The organism is Paraburkholderia sediminicola, assembly GCF_046027355.1.
Lineage (GTDB): Bacteria > Pseudomonadota > Gammaproteobacteria > Burkholderiales > Burkholderiaceae > Paraburkholderia > Paraburkholderia sediminicola_B.
On sequence record NZ_JAQQEK010000011.1, the window covers coordinates 225,918 to 244,024 of the forward strand.

An 18,107-nucleotide genomic window follows, 5' to 3' on the forward strand; every position below is an offset into this window, starting at 1 on the left:
GCACCAGCACTGAAAAAGGAATGAGCCATGTGTGGCATTGTCGGCGCGGTAGCGCAACGTAATATCGTTCCCGTCCTGATCGAAGGACTACGTCGCCTCGAATATCGCGGCTACGATTCGTGCGGCGTGGCCGTGCTCGGCGACGACGGTCCGCGCCGCGCGCGCAGCGTGGCGCGGGTGGCTGATCTCGACGAGCAGGTGCGCGAGAGCCGCCTCGAAGGCATCACGGGTATCGCCCATACGCGTTGGGCGACGCACGGCGCGCCGGTCACGGACAACGCGCACCCCATCTTCTCGAAAGATGCGCTGGCGTTGGTACACAACGGCATCATCGAGAACTACGAAACGCTGCGTGAAATGCTGCGTGGCAAGGGTTACACGTTTGTCTCGCAGACTGACACAGAGGTTATCGCGCATTTGATCCACAGCCTGTATCGCGGCGATCTGTTCGCGGCGGTGCGTGAAGCCGTCGGGCAATTGCACGGCGCGTATGCGATCGCCGTGTTGCATAAGGACCAGCCGCATACGGTGGTCGGCGCGCGCCAGGGTTCGCCGCTGGTGGTCGGGCTTGGCCAGGGTGAGAACTTCCTCGCCTCGGACGCGCTGGCGCTTGCGGGCAGCACCGAACGGTTCATCTTCCTCGAAGAAGGCGACGTCTGCGAACTGGCGCTCGATGGCGTGCGTATCGCTGATCGCGACGGCAATGAAGCGCAGCGCGAAGTGCGTCAGGTAGCGGCGTATGGCGGCGCGGTCGAACTCGGCCCGTATCGCCATTTCATGCAGAAGGAAATTTTCGAGCAGCCGCGCGCGATCACCGACACGATCCCGCAAGCGGATTCGTTCGACGCATCGTTGTTCGGCGAAGGCGCGGAGAAGGTGTTCGCGGATATCGACAGCCTGCTGATTCTGGCGTGCGGCACGAGCTACTACTCGGGACTGACGGCGAAGTATTGGCTCGAATCGATCGCGAAGATTCCGACGCAGGTGGAAATTGCCAGCGAGTATCGCTATCGCGAGTCGGTGCCGAATCCGAAGTCGCTGGTGGTGGTGATCTCGCAGTCGGGCGAAACGGCGGACACGCTCGCGGCGCTCAAGCATGCGCAGGAGCTCGGCCACAAACATACGCTGGCGGTCTGCAATGTCGGTACGAGCGCGATGGTGCGGCAGACCGAGTTCTCGTTCCTGACGCACGCGGGTCGCGAGATCGGCGTGGCGTCGACCAAGGCATTCACGACGCAACTGGTTGCGCTATTTGTGCTGGCGGCGACGCTGGGCAAGATGCGCGGTCGTGTGAGCGAGCAGCAGGAAGCCGAATACCTGAAGCAACTGCGCCACTTGCCTGCCGCATTGAATAGCGTGCTGGCGCTGGAGCCGCAGATCATCGCGTGGTCGGAAGAGTTTTCGCGCAAGGAACATGCGCTGTTCCTTGGACGCGGCCTGCACTACCCGATCGCACTCGAAGGCGCGCTGAAGCTCAAGGAGATCTCGTATATTCATGCCGAAGCGTATCCGGCCGGCGAGTTGAAGCACGGGCCGCTCGCACTCGTGACGGAAGCGATGCCGGTGGTGACGGTGGCGCCGAACGACGCGCTGCTGGAAAAGCTGAAGTCGAATATTCAGGAGGTGCGGGCGCGCGGCGGTGAGCTGTATGTGTTCGCCGACGCGGATACGAAGATCGTTAACGACGAAGGTCTGCATGTGATCCGGATGCCGGAACACTACGGGCTGTTGTCGCCGATCTTGCATGTGGTGCCGCTGCAGTTGCTGGCGTATCACACGGCATGTGCGCGCGGGACGGACGTGGATAAGCCGCGCAATTTGGCGAAGTCGGTGACAGTGGAGTGAGTTAGCTGTTGCTTGCTTTATGCTGCTGGAAGAAGCCACCTGTCGTTCGCAGGTGGCTTTTTTTTACCTCCAACGGTCGGCGACCCACAAACCTACCCATCACTCCCTCACCAACTCCACCGCCGCCGCCGAAACAAACTCCGCGCGCACGCTATCGCCGACCTTCAACCGATCGAGCGAAATCCCGTTCGCGGCCCTGAGCACCTGCTGATGCTTCGGACCACGCAACGTCACCATGCGGCTTTTGCGATCGATCTTCATCACCGTCGCGACCACTTTCACGCTATGCGCGGACGACGCGTAGCCCGCCGAAGCCGGTATCGCCGCGGTTGTCTCCACGCGTTCGCGCACGCCCTTGGTCGCAAGCTTGTCAATGTTGACCAGCAGCGCCTGCTGATATGCAACGTTGAGCTTGTCGCCGATCTTGAGCCGGCTGACATCGGCGAGGGCAGGATTGACGTCCACGTCAGCGAGATTGCCGCGCGGACCACGCAGCGTGACGCTATTTGTGACGGTATTGATTGCGACCACGCGAACTTGCGCGTGAATCACCTCAGCGCGTCCGAGCGCCTGTTGTCCGGCGGGTGCGCTGGCGTCCTGCGCGAAGCTGGATTGACAGAGCGTCGCAGCGAGCACGCTCACGAGAGAGGCCGCACGCCACATGACGGCGGCCGATGAACCGACTTTGCGCGTACAGGTCATTCGCTGCTCCCGAAGTGACGACCACCAACGATCAACGCACGCGATCAATGCGACACCGGCCACGCACTCGCGCCTACAACTCCGGCCGCGCCAGATCGCTGGTGACAATATGTTCGCCATACACCTGCGCCGCCGCGACGGCTTCCAGCTTGGTCGCGTACGGCCCGAGCTCGGGCGCGCCGTCGAAGGGAAACAGCACGCGCCCGTCGGTGGTTCGAACCACTTTCAACACGCCGAAGAAACGCCGATAGCCGGCCAGTTTCGACGTGGCTGCAATTTCAAAATCGTCCTCCGACGTCGCAGGGACGCTGGGAATAAATGCGGTCTTGCTCATACCTGAAAACATCTCTTGTTCGATGGGCCGGCACCGGCACGAAAGGCCAAGCCTACACCCGGTTGTCCCGGGAAGATATTCGCCGGCGGCCTTCATTGTCTCAAATCCGGGCGGATTCAACCGGCGAGCCACACGCGAGCCGAGCGGCGGCCGCCATCTTCAGGCGTCTTTGACTGCCGCCGCGTGCTCGGCCGCCAGCGCGACGTCTCGCTCGCTCACGCCTACGAAACTCGGCCGCGAGCAAATGCGTTCGACATACTCGAGCAAGACCGGTGTTTCGGGCACCAGTTTGAACATCATTCCCCAATGCAAGGCGATGCCCCACAAGATATCCGCCGCCGACATCGTGTCACCAAGCAAGTAGGGCGCGGCCTGCAACTGGCTCGTCACCGTTCCGATCATCGAATCGAAATCGCCGTAGGGTGAGGTGGCGGGCGGCGCGGGTTCGCGCTTCATTGCTTTGTCGACCAGCGCTGGTTCGTAGCACGCCGCGTAGTACACCAGCCACCGCAGATACGGCCCGCGCGACGGATCGTCGAGCGCCGGCGCGAGACCGGCTTCAGGAAACAGGTCGGCCAGATAGATGAAGATGGCGACCTGTTCGGTGACTAGCGCGTCGCCGTGGAGAATCGCCGGTACTTTACCGAGCGGATTGACGGCGAGATAGGGCGCTTTGCGCTGCTCGCCGGCTTTCATGTTCAGCACCTTCAACTGGTACGGCGCGCCAAGTTCCTCCAGCAGTGTGAGCGCGCTGACGGAGCGGCATTGCGGCGAGTGGAACAGCGTGATCGTGCGGTCTGTGGTCATGGCTCGAACCTTCCCGAATGTGCGTGGTGGACGAAAAACCGGGCTTGAGGCAACGACGAAGCGCCGGGGGATGCGTTCATCCTAAGCGTCCATACCTGTCAGTTTGTGTCAGGTATGTCTACACTTATCCGCATGAGAGCGAGCCGCCTTCTTTCCATCCTGATGACGCTGCAGGCGCGTGGCCGCGTCACCGCGCAGTCGCTCGCCGACGAATGCGCGGTGTCCTTGCGCACCATCTATCGCGATATCGACGCCCTGAGCGCGGCAGGCGTCCCGGTTCATAGCGAGCGCGGGGCGGAAGGCGGCTATCGTTTGCTCGACGGCTACCGCACGCGGCTGAACGGCTTGTCCTCGCAAGAAGCGGAGTCGCTGTTTCTCGCCGGCTTGCCTGGACCGATGCAGGCGCTTGGCTTGGGCGCGGTGATGGCCGGCGCGCAGACCAAGTTGCTGGCCGCGCTGCCGGTCGAATTGCGCTCGACCGCGGAGCGCATGCGCTCGCGTTTTCATCTCGACGCGCCGGCCTGGTTTTCGGACGCCGACGAGCCCGCTCATCTGCCGTCGATCGCGCGTGCGGTGTGGGAGCAGCATCCGCTGGAGATTCGCTATCAGAGTTGGAAAGCCGAGAAGTTTCGCCGCATCGAACCGCTCGGCATCGTGCTGAAAAGCGGCGCGTGGTATGTGGTCGGGCGCGTCGGGCCGGACGTGCGCATCTACCGCATTTCGCGCATTCTCGAACTGAGCTTGCTCGACGAGACGTTCGAGCGGCCGCCCGCATTCGATCTCGCCGCCTACTGGCAGGACAGCACGCAGCGTCTCTCCGAAGAAATGCACGCGAGCGAAGCGACGCTGCGTCTGTCGCCTTGGGGCATGCGGATGCTCGAAATCTTCACGTCGCCGTTCGCGCGCTCGGCGGCGATCATCGGCGAACCGGATCCCACCGATGGCTGGCGCACCGTGACGCTGCCCGTCGGTTCGGTGAGGCAGGCGTGCGCGGAGTTGCTGCGCTTCGGCACCGAGGCCGAAGTGCTGGCGCCACCCGAGTTGCGCGCACATATGTCGAAGGTCGCGGCGGCGCTGCATCGCCGTTACGCGGAATGACGGCTTGACGACACCCGTCGCAGGCGTGCTCATACGGCACGCGAGATGACCGGCATACGGCAACAACGCGACCCGATTCACGGCGACGTCATACACGCTGCATACAGTTTGCCCGCGAATAAAACTCCAATCCCCAAGGGCAAAAACATGTCACAACGCAGCGGGTTGCGTGCATTTCTCATGGTCGTTTGCGCGGCCTTGATCATCGCGGCGTGCGGCTCATCGAGTTCGACTATTCCTGGACGGTAAATTGCAACTAACAGCACAAGAGTTAAGAGGCAAAAAACTGTTCGACAATCCGGCGGGCGGTCCGCTGCGAACCGATCAGTCGAGCGACAAAAGCAATTGTGGGCTCTTCAAATCGGTGTCGCTGCGCAATACGGCGACACGTCACGTGTTCTTCCACAACGGCCGGTTCCATGCGCTGAAGGACGCACTGCGCTTCTACGTGTAGCGCGACACCAATCCGGCGAAGTGGTATCCAAAAGACGCGCACGGTAAGGTCGACAAATTCAACGATTTGCCGGTCGCGCTGCGAGCCAACGTCGATACGACCGACGAGCCGCTCACACGCAAAGCCGGCGAGCGCCCGGTCTGGTCGGAGCGCGATATCGACGACGTTGCCGCATTCCTCGCCACGCTAAACGACGACTACGTGCTAAAGCCAAAGCCATCGCACTGAAACGCGAAAGAAGACCCCGCGAGCTTTAATTCCTAAGACAAATTTCGGCGCTTTCTGGGGTTAATTTGGGGGCAGAGCTATAATGGCCGGATCCCCTTTTCTTTCCCGTCCTCCGTTATGAGCCGGTTACTTTGCCTGATCGTGCTTTCGCTCGGCCTGATGCAGACCGCGACGGCCGACGAAAACACCGATCGAATGTCCGCGTACCTGACGCAAAAATTCGGTCTGGCAAAGGAAAAGGCTCAAAAGATTTCCGACGCGGTGCAATCCGCCGCCTCGAAATATTCCCTCCCGCCGGCGCTCCTGCTGGCGATCATCTCGATCGAATCCCGCTTCAAGGAAAAGGCCAAGGGCGCCAATGGCGCGACCGGGCTGATGCAGGTCGTGCCCGGCGCGCATCGCGGACTGCTGAGGAACGTCAAGGACCTCACCGAGCCGACCGCGAACATCGAAGTGGGCTCGGCGATTCTTTACGGCTATATGCGCTCGGCCAACGGCGACATGAATGCCGCGCTCAAGAGCTACGGCGGATCGCAGGCCTACGCGCAGAAAGTGAGTTTGCGCGTCGAAGACTTTGCGGCGGTCGCGCCGTCGCAAGACGGTGCCCAGCTATCTGACGCGCAGGCCGGCATGTGCGCGGCACGGCCTACGTCTGACCGCTGCGCGGCGCCGGGCAACTGGGCCAACGCGTTCACCGTCCCCGCCGTGAATGCCGCCGGATTGAACGGTCCGGCTACGTCGGCGACGGGACTTTCTGCTACATCGCACTAAGCGACATTCTGCTTTCTCAGTTGTCCGCTGTCGTCGCATTGCAGCGGCGATAATGCATTGTCACGTCCTGTAAGACGCCGCGTTGCGCGTTTTTTACGCACAGTTGGCAACCGCTCTACAATGCATTCCCATTCGCGCTGACGCAGCGCCTCTTCCGATCGACCATGTTGACCTCGTTTTCCAGATCCACAGCCGCCGCGTTTGCCGGCCTGCTGACTCTTGCCGCCTGTAGCAGCACGCCGCAGCCGAAATTCCAGCAGGAATTGTTCGAAACCGGCGCGAGCCCGTATGCGCGCAATTTCAATTCGAGCACCACGGATAGCTGCGAGGCCGCGCGCCGTGCCTTGTTGAGCCAAGGCTATCTGACGACGATGACGCGCAACGACACCGTCGACGGCACCAAGAACTTTCAACCGACGGGCGATACCCATGTGGTCGTCGAATTTCACGTGGTCTGTACGCCGGGAGAAGAAGCGAGCGATACCAGCATCGTCTACGTCAATGCTGTGCAGAACGGCTTTGCGCTGAAGAAAAGCGACACGTCGGCAAGCGTCGGACTGAGCGTGCTGGGTTCGCTGTCACTGCCGATCCGCTCGAACAGCGATGCGATGGTCAAGATTTCGAGCGAGACCATCCCGTCGGGCAAGTTCTACGACCGTTTCTTCGGGCTCGTCGATCACTATCTGCAAACGGTGGTGCGCACGCAGCCGGTCGCCAATAACCGCATCGAGACGCGCCTGCTGCCGGTGCCAGTCGAAGCGACCGCTCCAATGCCTGTTCCGGAGATGCCCGACGCAATCGGCAAGGCGGCGTCCGTGCAGCCGGCGAGCGGAGTCGGCGTAGCGCCCTGATCCATCCGCGGGAGTCTGCGGGCTCGAGGCTGGTCAAGACCCGATCAGCCTTCAATCTCATCGCGAAGCATCACTTATCCTATGTCTTTTACTTCAGACGTATACATATGTAGTAATAGTTAACAAGGGTTAACCCCTTCTGTGGATAACTCCCAAATGTTCCGTCACATCAACGTCATGCAAACTCCATAACCCTGCGGAACACGTCTGTAGAAAAACTACCAAAGCGGGATAACTTTGACGGGGCTTGCCTGACGCGCCGTCTTATCAAGATTCCGCACACAGGCTGTTCCATGCGCTATCCCGAAGTTATTCATAGGGAATTGTGGATAACTCGTGTTCGACGTCGTTTCTCCAACGACTGCCGGGCAAGTTTTTCAACTTGTCCAAGCGCTCGCCACCGTACAGACCGCCACCTCCCAGACGCGCACATTGAAGACGGACGGTACAAAGATTGCGTCTCTCTTTTTGCAAGCGCAACTGTTGCTATTTAGTCAAAACCATTTCGGCAACGCCCGATCCAGGCATAGAGTTAAAGTGTTTTCTGAAGTTATTGGTGCAGTGCGGGGGTGTGTAATGAAACGCAGAACAGCACGACAGCTTGTCCATCTTCTCTCGGATATTCGACATGCCACCCATTGCAGCACGCTGCGGGCGGCAGCCACCAACCGGGCCATCGCGCTCGCATCCGCAGAACACGAAGCGGACGTCGCCGACAGCGACGACAACACCGATGCCACGCGCGACGCGCATCAGGACAAGCCGGCCCGGAGCGGATCATGAGAATGGCAAGCGAACAGTCGCTGCGGTTTCTGGTGGAGAAATGGCTCGCGCCGGAGCCTTCGGCACCGATTCATGTCACCGAATTCAGCCGTACTCGCCTGGGAGGGCGGCGTTATGTACGCGTCGAGACATCGCTTGGGGCGGGCTCGCGCGGGTTGTTCTTCTTTCGTCACGACGACGGCTGCTGGTGCGTGTTTCCGCCGACCGCCGACACGCCCGCTTTGTTTGCGCATCCGCGGGCTGCCTGACGGACGGCAGCAAGCAACCCAACGACGCCGGCCGCCTGCGCAAATACCTCGCACACTTCGGCGTCGAATCGGGCGACTGGCTGCATCCTCAAGACGACGCGTGAGGCACGCGTTCACGCCCGCGTTGCCACGCCGGCATCACCTGACACACGATCAAACCAACGAGCATCAACGCGCATCCGAACAGCGCGCGCGCCGACAGTGTCTCGCCGAGCACGAGCCACGCGGCAAGCGCGGCGAACACCCCTTCCATGCTGAAGATCACCGCCGCGTGCGACGGCGCCGCGTGTTTTTGCGCGACCACCTGAATCGTGTAGGCGATGCCGACTGACAGCGCCCCGCCATACAGGATGGTTGGGGCGGCGCGCGCAATCACCGCGAGACTGAACGGTTCGACGGCGAGACCGACGACAAGGCACGCGAGCCCGCACGTCACGAACTGCACGAGCGCGAGCATGAGCGTGTCGTGGCGCAGCGCGAAGCGTCCGACCAGCATCATCTGAATGGAGATCACGAGCGCGCCCGCGAGCTGATACCAGTCGCCGTATAGCATCGAAAAGTGCTCGTTGACACTCAGGAAATACATGCCCACAGCCGCGAGCGCCGCACCGAGCCACGTGCCGATCCCCGTGCGATGTTTGAATAGCACGCCCAGCAGCGGCACGATCACTACGTACAGCGAACTGATGAAACCCGCGTTGGCGACTTTCGTGTATTGCAGGCCAATCTGCTGCAATGAAATCGAGGCGGCCAGCACCACACCGAGCAGCGCGCCGGCGCCGAGCAGCTCGCGTGCGCCGCCGGGTTCGCGCTTCGACAGTTCAGCCAGCGCGGAGCGCCGCACGCAAATGATCAGCGTCAGCACGACGAGCGCGCCTAGCAGGAAGCGCAGGCCGGTGAACAGAAACGGTCCGATCGCATCGAGACTCAGGCGTTGTGCGACGAACGCGGAGCCCCAGATCATCGCGGCGATCAGCATCAGGAGATTGGCACGCAGGTGTTGGCGGGTTTCGGCTTTCAAAGGTGGTCTTTCTAATTCGGTTGTTGTGAGTTGCGACAGGCAGGCGTCGATTTTATCCGCGTGCGCGAGAAGCCAGAGACGCAGCAAACACTTGAGCACGATCGCGCATATATTCCTTCAGCCGATCCCTGACCGCTCGTTTCTCCGGTAACTCGCGCGATAATCGCGCGAGTCAGCCACGGTACGCGGCACACGACCGACCCAACCACCAGCCGGTTTTCAGGCAAACGCAATGGACGAGAAAGACTGGATCGCCGGCGCCGCGAAAGCGCTGGCGATCATCGAAGCATTCGACGAAGAGCACGCGCGTATGACGCCGACCATGGTGGCCGGCCGCGCGGGTCTGTCACGCACGGCGGCGCGTCGTTATCTGCTGACGCTGCGTGAAATCGGCTACGTGGATACCGATGGCAAGCTGTTCTGGCTCGCGCCGCGTGTCTTGCGGCTCGGCCAGTCGTATCTGGATTCGGCGCGCTTGCCGCGCACCGTGCAGCCATTTCTCCAGCGCATCACCGCGACGGTGCAGGAAACCGCGCTGGTTGCGATCCTCGACGAACACGATGTGGTGTACGTGGCGCGCAACGGCGTGAACCGGGCGATGGCGGTCGGTTTCGTGCTCGGCTCGCGCGCGCCCGCGCCGTTGTCGTCGGCGGGACTGGTCCTGCTGGCGTTCCAGGCGCCGGAGGGCATCGAGCAGTGGCTGGCGTCGTATCCGATCAAGGTGTTCACGCCCCACACCTACTCGACGATCGAACAGTTGCGCGATGTGCTCGGCGAAATTCGCCGCAATGGCTACGTGGTCACCGACCAGCAACTGGAGTTGGGCGTGCGCGGTGTCGCGGTGCCGCTGCGTGACCGGCATGGTTCGGTCGTGGCGGCGATCAGCGTCAGCATGCCGATCGGACAGGAGTCGGCCAATGCCGCGCTGCACCGGGTGTTGCCGACCCTTTTGGAGAACGCCAGCCTGCTGCGCAACCTCGTTTGACGCGGTCTAGGTGAATCCCCTGGTATGGGGTGTTTAACGAGTGAAAGCGGGTCGAAAGCAAGCTGTCTCCCGGAAAATACATATCGAGTTTTGGGCATGACAAACCGCCTACACTGGGTAATACTCTCCCGCGGGGAGCGGGAAGGCGCCTCAAGCCCTGTCTGCTTCACCGTGCAGCTATTCATTCACATTGACTCAGTCGTCCAGGTTTGGGGAACAACACATGAAAAAAGTTATCGTCTCGCTCGCAGCCGCTTCGATCGCGCTGGTTTCCGTTCAAGCTTTCGCACAAGCGTCGGACGCAGCACCGGCTGCTGCAGCAAGCGCGCCGAAGAAGCACCACGTCAAGAAGCTGAAGACGCACGGCAAGCGCGCTCCGGTTTCGGCAGCCGCTTCGGCAGCTGGCACGAACGACAAGGGCACGCAAAACTAAGCTGCCGCCCGATCCTTCGGGTCAGCTTCGCCGGTTCACCGCACGGCGCCGCTAGCCGGCAAGTGCAGCGAGTCCGGATGAATGCGTCGCAAGCAAAAAGGCCAGAGCACGAGCTCTGGCCTTTTTGCATTTGGGGCGGGTTTTTTGTGGCGATTAGCCGGCCAGGCCGCGCTTGATGACTTCGTTCAGCAGACCGGTCATCCCTTCGGGATGGGTCGCGGCGCGTTCTTTCAGTTCGGTCACCAGATCGCCGTTCAGCTTGCACGCAAACGCGACGAGGCCCTGCGCCTGATCGAGCTTGCGCTGTTCGCGGCGATCGAGCTTCGGCTCGGCCGCCGCGGCTTTGCCGAAACGGTCGGCGGTCGACAGCTTCATTGCGTTGTTCAGCTTGAGTGCCTTGTTCTTTTCAAGGTCGGTTTTTTTCATCGCCATACGGAAGGCCTCTGCCAGATAAGTAATCCCGCATTGTACGCACCGCGCCGAGCGTCGCGCGAGCGCATGGCGTTCTGCTTCCGCGCACGTGGTTTACCACGTGCAATGCGAACCGGGATGACCTCGATCGAAGCTCACTCTGACCGGCCCGGCGCCGCGGCCACGCTGTCCATCAGCGCGCGCATTCTTTGCCAATGCGTGCCTTCCCAGAACACGCGACGGCACACGTCGCAGGTGACGAACTGGGCATGCCGTTCCAGCACACCGTCGGGCGCGCGCGTGCCGACTTCCTCCTTGGGGATGCGCCGCAGCGGCACATTGCACATCAAACACAGGCGGAACGGTTGCGCGCTGCCCGCCAGATCGAGCCGTTCAAACACTTCGCGCAATTGCTCGCGTGGTCTGAGCGTGCGGACGTAGCAGCCATGCGTGATGCTGCGGCGTTTCAACAACTCGCGGTCGCGTGTCAGGACGATGCGCTGCTGCGCGGCGGCGAGCGCTTCGATGTCGGCATCGGGATAGTGGTTGTCGTAGAGCGTATCGAAGCCGGCGAGCCGCAGGAGCGGCGCAAGGCCGCCCAGATGTGCGTCGGCGATGAAGCGCACCACGCGCAGCGGACGTTCGCGCACGCGCAACAACGGCTGGATGTCCAGCGCTTCAAACTTCGGATAGACGGCGATGCGATCGCCGTCCGCGAGGGGATGATTGAAACCGACCGACTCGCCGTTGACCAGAATCAGTTCGACTTCGGTGTGCGGCACGCCGAGCGCTTCAATCATGTGCTTCGCGGAGGCGCCCGGCGCGCAGGCGTAACTGAACGCGCGCCGGCGCAGCGGCCGGGCGAGAAAATCGTTCAGCTCCTCGTAGAAGCGGAATGTCGCGGTCACCATCACTGCAGTATCGCACCGTGTTTCTTTGCGCGCTGTCCTGCACGTGTCGCATGGGTGTGCTTTACTTCCAGTTCTTTAGAAGACGGAGCGACAGATGGACATCGGTTTTATCGGTCTCGGCGAGATGGGCGCCGCGATGGTTGCAAACATTTTGAAAGCCGGGCATCAGGTGCGCGTGTGGAACCGCTCACCGGAGCGCGCGCAGCCGCTCGCCGACGCAGGCGCGCGGGTCGTCGCCACGCCGGCCGAAGCGTTTGCGGGCGACGCCGTGTTCTCGATGCTCGCCGACGATAGCGCGTTGCGCGAGGTCATCACCGCGTCGCTGCTGGAACACGCTCCGCGCGGGCTGATCCACGTGAACATGGCGACGATCTCGGTGGCGCTGGCCGAGGAATTGGCGACGGCGCACGCATCGCGCGGCGTCAACTACGTCGCCGCGCCGGTGATGGGCCGGCCCGATGTCGCGGCGGCGGGCAAGCTGACCATCGTCGCGGGCGGTCCGGCCGAATCGATCGACCGCGTCCAGCCGATTTTCGACGCGATCGGTCAGAAGACCTGGCGCATCGGTTCGCTGCCGCAGCAGGCGAACGTCATGAAGCTCGCCGCTAACTTCATGCTCGGCGCGGCGGTCGAGACGCTTGGCGAGGCGGCCACGCTGGTGACCGGACACGGTCTCGCCATGCAGGATTTCCTCGACGTCATCACGAGCGGGTTGTTTCCGGGACCGGTCTATTCGGGCTACGGCAAGCTGATCGCCGAACAGCGTTACGAGCCGGCGCTGTTCAAGGCGCGTCTCGGTCTGAAAGACATTCGTCTCGCGCTGGCCGCGGCCGATGCCGTGACGACACCGCTGCCGATTGCCAGCGTGGTGCGCGACAGCCTGCTCGAAGCCATGGCTCACGGCGACGGCGAGAAGGATTTCGCGGTGCTGGGCCAGGTCGCCGCGCGGCGAGCCGGGCGCTAGGAGCAACTGACAGGCGGCACTGAAGGACGGCACTGACCGGCGCGGGCGGGCATAATAGCCGCCCGATCCCTTATCCGCCCCGATTCCCATGAGTCTGCATACCTGGTGGCTATTCGTCGCCACTGTCTTCGTCGTTTCCGCGATTCCCGGTCCGAACATGCTGCTCGTCATGACGCACGGCGCCCAGCACGGCCTGCGCCGCTCCAGCGCGACCATGGCGGGTTGCCTGTCGGCGCTGGTGCTGATGCTGGCGGTGTCGGCGGCGGGCCTCGGCGTGTTTCTCGAGGCGTGGCCGGCCATGTTCAACGCCCTGCGGATGATCGGCGCGGCTTACCTCGTGTATCTCGGCATCAAGGCGTGGCGCGCGCCGGCTGACGAAGTCGCCGCCGGCAATGCCGACGCACTGGCCGTCAAGCCCGCGCGCTCGCGCTTCGCGCTGTTCCGCAACGGCTTTCTGGTCGCGGGCAGCAATCCGAAGGCGATTCTGTTCGCCGCGGCGCTGCTGCCGCAATTCATCGACGCCGCGCAGCCCAAGCTGCCGCAGTTCGGCGTGCTCGTTGCCACTTTCGCCGTGATCGAGGTGAGTTGGTATCTGGTGTACGCGGGCTTCGGCACGCGCATCGGCGCGAAGTTGAAGAGCCGCAGCGTCGCCCGGATGTTCAATCGTCTGACGGGTGGCGTGTTCGTCGGCTTCGGCGCGATGATGGCGCTGGTGCGCCACTGAGCGCAAGGCGCAGCGCTGCGTCAACGGAGGCGGCAAGACATTGGATCGATTGTTGCGCATTTACAACGCCGAGGGTCTACCCTAATTTGCATGTTGCGCCGCACCAAGACGTTTGCTATAGTTTGTCTTGTCTCCTCCATGTCTCCTCTGATATGGATTCAGCCCGCCCACTTAGGCGGGCTTTTTTTTGCCCTGAATTTCCAGCGTCCCAGAAAAGACAAAGCCGGCTGACCCTTGCGCAGGGCAGCCGGCTTTGTTGCGTCAGGATCGGACTTAGAACTTGTACGAGACGGCGAGGAAGGAAATGATCGGATCGGCCTTCAGGTCCGCCTTCGACACCCCTAGCTCCGTGCCGTCCGCCGCCTTGATGATGACCGACGAGGTCGTCTTCAGCGGAATGTAGGTGACCGACGCCAGGAGGCCCCAGTGCTCGGTGATGTTGTACGCGAGGCCCGCGTTGAACACCGGCGCCCATGACGACGACGCTTTCGCCGACACCTGCGTCTGCCCCGGCTTGCCCGCGCCGGCGGCCAGCACGGCGCCGAGGTTGTTTTGCGTCGATGTCACGAAGTTCTGGCTTAACTGAATGTCGGAGAACCAGTTGTACGACACGCCGATGCCGACAAACGGCCGGAATTTCGCCGTCGGTGCATTGAAGTAGTACTGGAACAGCAGCGCCGGGCTCCATTGGCGCACGTTCTTGACGATCGGGTTGGCCTGCGGATCGCCCAGATCCTGCTGACCGAGCGCGCCGGCCGGTCCCGGCGGTTTGATGGTGCCGTGGCCATAGATCTTGAAGACCGGCGGCACGCCCGCCACCGTCGTCACGGCGATGTGATCGGTGAGGTAATGGCTGAACACCAGGCCGACGGTGTCGGCGTTATTGGTCGACAAGCTCGTGCCGGCCGAGGTGAACGAGCTCGGCAGGCGCAGCGGCGTGTTGATCGGGGTCGGCGCGACATGGGTGGTGAGCGGCGTGCTCGAATCCTGCGGCATCACGTGGAACCAGCCGAGCGCGGCGACGTTGTCGCCCGCTTGCTGGGCATGCGCGCCGGCCGACAGGCAGGCGGCCAGTAACGCGAAATAGATTTTTTTCATCTTGTTCCTCCTGAGGCGCGCTGAAGCTCATCGCGCGCGGCAAGCGGCGGCGGGTTGGCGACCATGCCGCCGCGCTGCATATTCGTTGGGCGCCCGCCGCCGCGCGGTTGCGCTGCGCGGCAGCCGGGACGCGACCGCCGCGTTGCGGATTGGCGGCGCGTGCTGCGTCCGTTACTGGACGAAGGCGCCGATCGTGAAGTACGGCGAGGCTGCCTTGGTCAGATCGAGGTAGCCGAACACACCGCCCGTGAAGATCATTTTTCCGGTCGGCGTCGCGCCGGTCGAGGCGCCCACTTGTGTTGTCGTCACCACGCCCGGCACGGCTTGCGTGAAGTCCAGATTCAGCGCCGTCGCCAGCGATGCCTGGGAAGCGTTGAACGGATCGAGCAGTGTCGCCTGGGTGCCTTCGAGCGCCGTGGTGCGGTAGTCAAACTGGCTATCCACGCCGATGTACTCACCGTTTTGCGAGTTCACCGTGATCGCGCTTTGTGGCGCCAGAATCGAGATGCCGGATTCGTCGTCGGCGTACGGTCCGAGTGCGCCGTTTTGCGGCACGGTCACCGACGAGTTCGCCGCGCCGGTTCGCACCAGGATCGGCACCAGCTGGTTACGCAGCTTGCCGACGATCATGTAGCCGCGCGCTTCCGGCGTGGTCGCGAGTGTCGGCTTGGCCTGGCCCAGGAAGTTGTTGGTCTGGAACGCGCCGCTGCCATCCGCCGCCGGCGCGAAGTTGCCGCCCGGCTGCTGACATTTGCCCGCGTTGACGCCGGAGTTGTCGCACTCGATCCACGTGCCGTCCGCGTTGATGGTGATCTTCGAATCGACCACGACCGGCGCGAAGTTCTGCGACGGCACCTGGTGATAGCCAAGCTGGTTGTACGTGCCGGCTACGTTCGCCAGATTCGTTTCAATCGACGAAAAACCGATGAACGGGTAGTACGGGAACTTGGTATCCGGTACGGCGCCCACGCCGAGAATCCCGCCGAACGAAATTTCCGCGCCGGGGATCGTACCGCCCGCCACGCCTTCGCCGACGAAAATCCGCGCCGGACGATTCGGATCGAGACTCGCGCCGTTCAGGCGGAATGCGCACTGGTTGAGCTTGTTGGTCGGCAGCAGGGTTTCCTGAGTCAGCGTGCCGCTGGCGGTCTGGCCCGCGCGCGTCGGGACGACGGTGCCGGTGGTTGCCGGGATCGGCGACTCGATGTAATTGACCTGCCAGGTCATCTTGGTCGTATCGAGTTGCAGCTTGACCAGTTCGCCGTCACCGCCGCCGCCCGTGAATACCGTGCTGTAGTCCAGCGATGCCGGACACAGCCGGACTTCCGTCACGGGCCCGTCGCCGCCGCCGCCGCCGCCGCACGCCCCCAGCAACGGTGCAGCAAGAGCGAGCACCGACAGGATTCTCCATTTCATACCGCCTCCAGAATTTTCTCGTTGTGGGTGGCCGGCTCCCAGTCCCGCCACCTTTTTGCTATTTGTCTCTCGTACTGCCTACTGCCGGTCCGCCGAGGCTCACTTGCTGATTTGCGCTCCGATGCCGAAGTACGGCGCGCTCGAAGCCGTGCTGCTGAGTTGCGACGTCGGCGCGACGCCGCCGTTGACGGTCCCTTGAATCTCGATCGCATACAGCCCGCCGGACGCGATCGCGAGGCCGGTCTGGCCGTTGGCCTGCTGGACACCGACAAGCCCCGGACTCGGCAATGCGTAGCCCAGGCCGAAGCCGTCTTCCCCTGCGGAAGTCGACGGGTTGATGAAGGTGCCGACGCCGCCCTGGATCAACGCCGCGGTGTACTTGAAGTTGGAGTCGGCGCCCACGTAGCCGCCGTCGAAGCCGCCGGAGGCAAGCGGTGTGGCCGCGGCGAGCATCGCGATGCCGGACTCGTCGTCGACCTTGGCGTCGGAGTGAAGCAAAATTGGTGTGCCCAGATTCACGGAGCCCGTGCGGATCACGAGCGGCACTGTCGCGCCGTTGATCTGGCCGAGGATCATGTGCGCTTGCGCCGACACGCCGCTCGGCTGATTCAGCGGCGGCAGCTTGAGCTGCGTACCGATCTGCGGTGCGTTCTGGCTGTCGAAGTAACCGCTGCTATTGGCGGTCCACGCCGTGCCCGTCGTCAGACAGCCGCTCGAGCTTGGCGTAAAGGCCGCGTTCGCCGGATTGGAGCCCGTGCAGTTGCCGGCCGCGTCGAAGGTTTCGACCGTGTTGGTCGCGGTCGCCGCGTACGAGCCGGACGGCACCAGGTGGTACAGCAGACCATTGTAGGTGCCGGCCAGCTTGGTGACGTCGCTCGTCGTGCTGGCAAAGCCGAGGAACGGATAGAAATCGAAGTGCCGGTTCGGCACCGCGCCGACGTGATCGATGACGCCAGGAATGATGGTCAGGCCGTCGTACTCGACGGTCGCGCCCGGAATACCGCCGCCGGCCACGCCCTGGCCGACCAGGATCATCGGCGGGTTCGGGTTGTTGACGAAGTCGGGTGTCGTGTAGGTCGTGCCGTTGGCAGGCGCGGTGCCGGTGCCTTTGCCGAGAATGAACGCGCAACGGGTTTGCTCGGCGGTCGGCAGCGTGCCGGTCGGCGGATGAATGACCGCACCGGTGATCTGCGTGCCTTCGCGCGTGATCGTGACGTCGGCGCTGGTCAGCGGGATCGGCGACTTGAGCCACTTCAGCGTGTAGGTCATCGCCGTCGCGTCGATATTCAACTGCACGACTTCGCCGCTGCCCGCGCCACCGAGGAAGGTGCTCTTGACGATGTCGGCCGTCGCCGGGCACAACGCCGCCGCGCCGGCGCCCGAGGCGGGCGGACCTTGCACGCCGCAGCTTGCGCCCGAGCATTGCGGTGAGTTGATCGCGCCTGGATTGTCGGCCTTGCCACCGCCGCAAGCAATCAGGAATGGGGCCGTGGCAATGGCCATCGCGAGGCCTCGAGTAATGGCGTGCGACATGCAGCTGTCTCCCTTCATGTAATTGTGCGAGCTAATTTCGCTGTCCGGATAATGACTGTCAATTGAATGAGCCGTCTAAAAAGACCGATTCAAACAGCGCGATTTATGCCGAACTCGCACCGTGTGGACATCTGCGGGTCTTTTAAACAAAAAAGGATTTTTTGCCCGGAAGACGGCATTGTTGCTTCGCCACACTCCCTTTCCAGGTAAGGCTTTGAGCAAAATGGCTCTATCATCTGCGAACGACCGTTCGCGAAAAAATCCGGAGTTTCCCTATGCGGAAAACTATGCGCAGTGCGTCGATATCAGGAATGAATTACCGGTGATTTTTGAGCAGTCCGATTTTTATTTTTTAGGTAATGCGGGCTACTACTGATTAACCGCGGAAAGTGAATTTTGAATGGTGGGATTTAAAAGCAGAAAGGCCGGTCTTTGCAGACCGGCCTTTCAATATATTGACGGCCAATTACCGTCCGTAATGTCGAACTTG

The 18,107-nt window shown here is 62.5% G+C and carries 21 protein-coding genes; 12 read left to right on the forward strand and 9 right to left on the reverse strand.

The annotated features are described in order from the left end of the window. The first annotated feature begins 27 nt into the window (after positions 1 to 27). Complete coding sequence (gene glmS, locus PQR42_RS20720; protein ID WP_408384055.1) at positions 28 to 1,845, forward strand: glutamine--fructose-6-phosphate transaminase (isomerizing); 1,818 nt, start codon at positions 28 to 30, stop codon at positions 1,843 to 1,845. 99 nt (positions 1,846 to 1,944) lie between these two features. On the opposite strand, the gene PQR42_RS20725 is transcribed toward glmS, so the two are convergent. The 3 genes from PQR42_RS20725 to PQR42_RS20735 form a co-directional block, all read right to left on the reverse strand. Then, on the reverse strand, positions 1,945 to 2,547 hold the full coding sequence (locus tag PQR42_RS20725) for a hypothetical protein (protein WP_408384056.1): 603 nt from the start codon (positions 2,545 to 2,547) through the stop codon (positions 1,945 to 1,947). Positions 2,548 to 2,620: 73 nt separating this feature from the next. Continuing rightward, positions 2,621 to 2,881 (reverse strand): DUF6723 family protein, encoded by a 261-nt coding sequence (locus PQR42_RS20730; RefSeq protein WP_408384161.1) that lies wholly within the window; start codon positions 2,879 to 2,881, stop codon positions 2,621 to 2,623. A 159-nt stretch (positions 2,882 to 3,040) separates the two neighbouring features. Continuing rightward, positions 3,041 to 3,688 (reverse strand): glutathione S-transferase family protein, encoded by a 648-nt coding sequence (locus PQR42_RS20735; RefSeq protein ID WP_408384058.1) that lies wholly within the window; start codon positions 3,686 to 3,688, stop codon positions 3,041 to 3,043. A gap of 114 nt (positions 3,689 to 3,802) precedes the next feature. Here PQR42_RS20735 and PQR42_RS20740 point away from each other — a divergent pair, with 114 nt between their 5' ends. The 6 genes from PQR42_RS20740 (at position 3,803) to PQR42_RS20765 (ending at position 8,121) form a co-directional block, all read left to right on the forward strand. Then, positions 3,803 to 4,786: a helix-turn-helix transcriptional regulator gene (locus tag PQR42_RS20740; protein WP_408384060.1), complete on the forward strand. Its 984-nt coding sequence runs from the start codon at positions 3,803 to 3,805 to the stop codon at positions 4,784 to 4,786. Positions 4,787 to 5,036: 250 nt separating this feature from the next. Further along, positions 5,037 to 5,240, forward strand: coding sequence for a hypothetical protein (locus PQR42_RS20745; protein ID WP_408384062.1), 204 nt, complete (start codon positions 5,037 to 5,039; stop codon positions 5,238 to 5,240). A 345-nt stretch (positions 5,241 to 5,585) separates the two neighbouring features. Next, the gene (locus PQR42_RS20750) at positions 5,586 to 6,239 is read left to right on the forward strand and encodes a lytic transglycosylase domain-containing protein (protein ID WP_408384064.1); all 654 of its coding nucleotides are present in this window, start codon (positions 5,586 to 5,588) and stop codon (positions 6,237 to 6,239) included. A 164-nt stretch (positions 6,240 to 6,403) separates the two neighbouring features. Beyond that, positions 6,404 to 7,090: a DUF2242 domain-containing protein gene (locus PQR42_RS20755; protein ID WP_408384067.1), complete on the forward strand. Its 687-nt coding sequence runs from the start codon at positions 6,404 to 6,406 to the stop codon at positions 7,088 to 7,090. Between the two features lie 336 nt (positions 7,091 to 7,426). Next, positions 7,427 to 7,873 (forward strand): hypothetical protein, encoded by a 447-nt coding sequence (locus PQR42_RS20760; RefSeq protein ID WP_408220186.1) that lies wholly within the window; start codon positions 7,427 to 7,429, stop codon positions 7,871 to 7,873. Further along, complete coding sequence (locus tag PQR42_RS20765) at positions 7,870 to 8,121, forward strand: hypothetical protein (protein ID WP_408220183.1); 252 nt, start codon at positions 7,870 to 7,872, stop codon at positions 8,119 to 8,121. The genes PQR42_RS20760 and PQR42_RS20765 overlap by 4 nt, the downstream gene beginning before the upstream one ends. Before the next feature lie 88 nt (positions 8,122 to 8,209). Here PQR42_RS20765 and PQR42_RS20770 read toward each other — a convergent pair whose 3' ends face one another. Further along, positions 8,210 to 9,142 carry a DMT family transporter gene (locus PQR42_RS20770; protein WP_408384069.1) on the reverse strand — a complete coding sequence of 311 codons (933 nt, stop codon included), beginning with the start codon at positions 9,140 to 9,142 and terminating at the stop codon, positions 8,210 to 8,212. Positions 9,143 to 9,374: 232 nt separating this feature from the next. On the opposite strand from PQR42_RS20770, the gene PQR42_RS20775 reads away from it, so the two are divergent. Both PQR42_RS20775 and PQR42_RS20780 read left to right on the forward strand, forming a co-directional pair. Further along, entirely contained in the window at positions 9,375 to 10,127 is a 753-nt protein-coding gene (locus PQR42_RS20775; RefSeq protein ID WP_408220177.1) for an IclR family transcriptional regulator domain-containing protein, read from the forward strand. Between the two features lie 223 nt (positions 10,128 to 10,350). After that, on the forward strand, positions 10,351 to 10,560 hold the full coding sequence (locus PQR42_RS20780; protein WP_095418012.1) for a hypothetical protein: 210 nt from the start codon (positions 10,351 to 10,353) through the stop codon (positions 10,558 to 10,560). Positions 10,561 to 10,713: 153 nt separating this feature from the next. Here the strand turns inward: PQR42_RS20780 and PQR42_RS20785 are convergent, their stop codons facing one another. Beyond that, a complete protein-coding gene (locus PQR42_RS20785) occupies positions 10,714 to 10,992 on the reverse strand; it encodes a hypothetical protein (protein WP_012434605.1) in 279 nt (92 codons plus the stop codon). 134 nt (positions 10,993 to 11,126) lie between these two features. After that, the gene (locus PQR42_RS20790; RefSeq protein WP_408220172.1) at positions 11,127 to 11,882 is read right to left on the reverse strand and encodes a Mut7-C RNAse domain-containing protein; all 756 of its coding nucleotides are present in this window, start codon (positions 11,880 to 11,882) and stop codon (positions 11,127 to 11,129) included. Positions 11,883 to 11,976: 94 nt separating this feature from the next. Here PQR42_RS20790 and PQR42_RS20795 point away from each other — a divergent pair, with 94 nt between their 5' ends. Both PQR42_RS20795 and PQR42_RS20800 read left to right on the forward strand, forming a co-directional pair. Next, complete coding sequence (locus tag PQR42_RS20795; protein ID WP_408176481.1) at positions 11,977 to 12,846, forward strand: NAD(P)-dependent oxidoreductase; 870 nt, start codon at positions 11,977 to 11,979, stop codon at positions 12,844 to 12,846. Positions 12,847 to 12,934: 88 nt separating this feature from the next. Further along, complete coding sequence (locus PQR42_RS20800) at positions 12,935 to 13,570, forward strand: LysE family translocator (RefSeq protein WP_408384071.1); 636 nt, start codon at positions 12,935 to 12,937, stop codon at positions 13,568 to 13,570. A gap of 273 nt (positions 13,571 to 13,843) precedes the next feature. Here PQR42_RS20800 and PQR42_RS20805 read toward each other — a convergent pair whose 3' ends face one another. From PQR42_RS20805 to PQR42_RS20815, 3 genes are all read right to left on the reverse strand, one after another. Next, positions 13,844 to 14,668 (reverse strand): OmpW/AlkL family protein, encoded by an 825-nt coding sequence (locus tag PQR42_RS20805; RefSeq protein ID WP_408220163.1) that lies wholly within the window; start codon positions 14,666 to 14,668, stop codon positions 13,844 to 13,846. A 171-nt stretch (positions 14,669 to 14,839) separates the two neighbouring features. Further along, entirely contained in the window at positions 14,840 to 16,084 is a 1,245-nt protein-coding gene (locus PQR42_RS20810) for a DUF2957 domain-containing protein (protein ID WP_408384073.1), read from the reverse strand. Between the two features lie 99 nt (positions 16,085 to 16,183). Further along, a complete protein-coding gene (locus tag PQR42_RS20815; protein WP_408384075.1) occupies positions 16,184 to 17,617 on the reverse strand; it encodes a DUF2957 domain-containing protein in 1,434 nt (477 codons plus the stop codon). Between the two features lie 121 nt (positions 17,618 to 17,738). Between PQR42_RS20815 and PQR42_RS20820 the strand changes: the two genes are divergently transcribed. Continuing rightward, the gene (locus PQR42_RS20820; RefSeq protein WP_408384077.1) at positions 17,739 to 17,993 is read left to right on the forward strand and encodes a hypothetical protein; all 255 of its coding nucleotides are present in this window, start codon (positions 17,739 to 17,741) and stop codon (positions 17,991 to 17,993) included. The last annotated feature ends 114 nt before the right edge of the window (positions 17,994 to 18,107 follow it).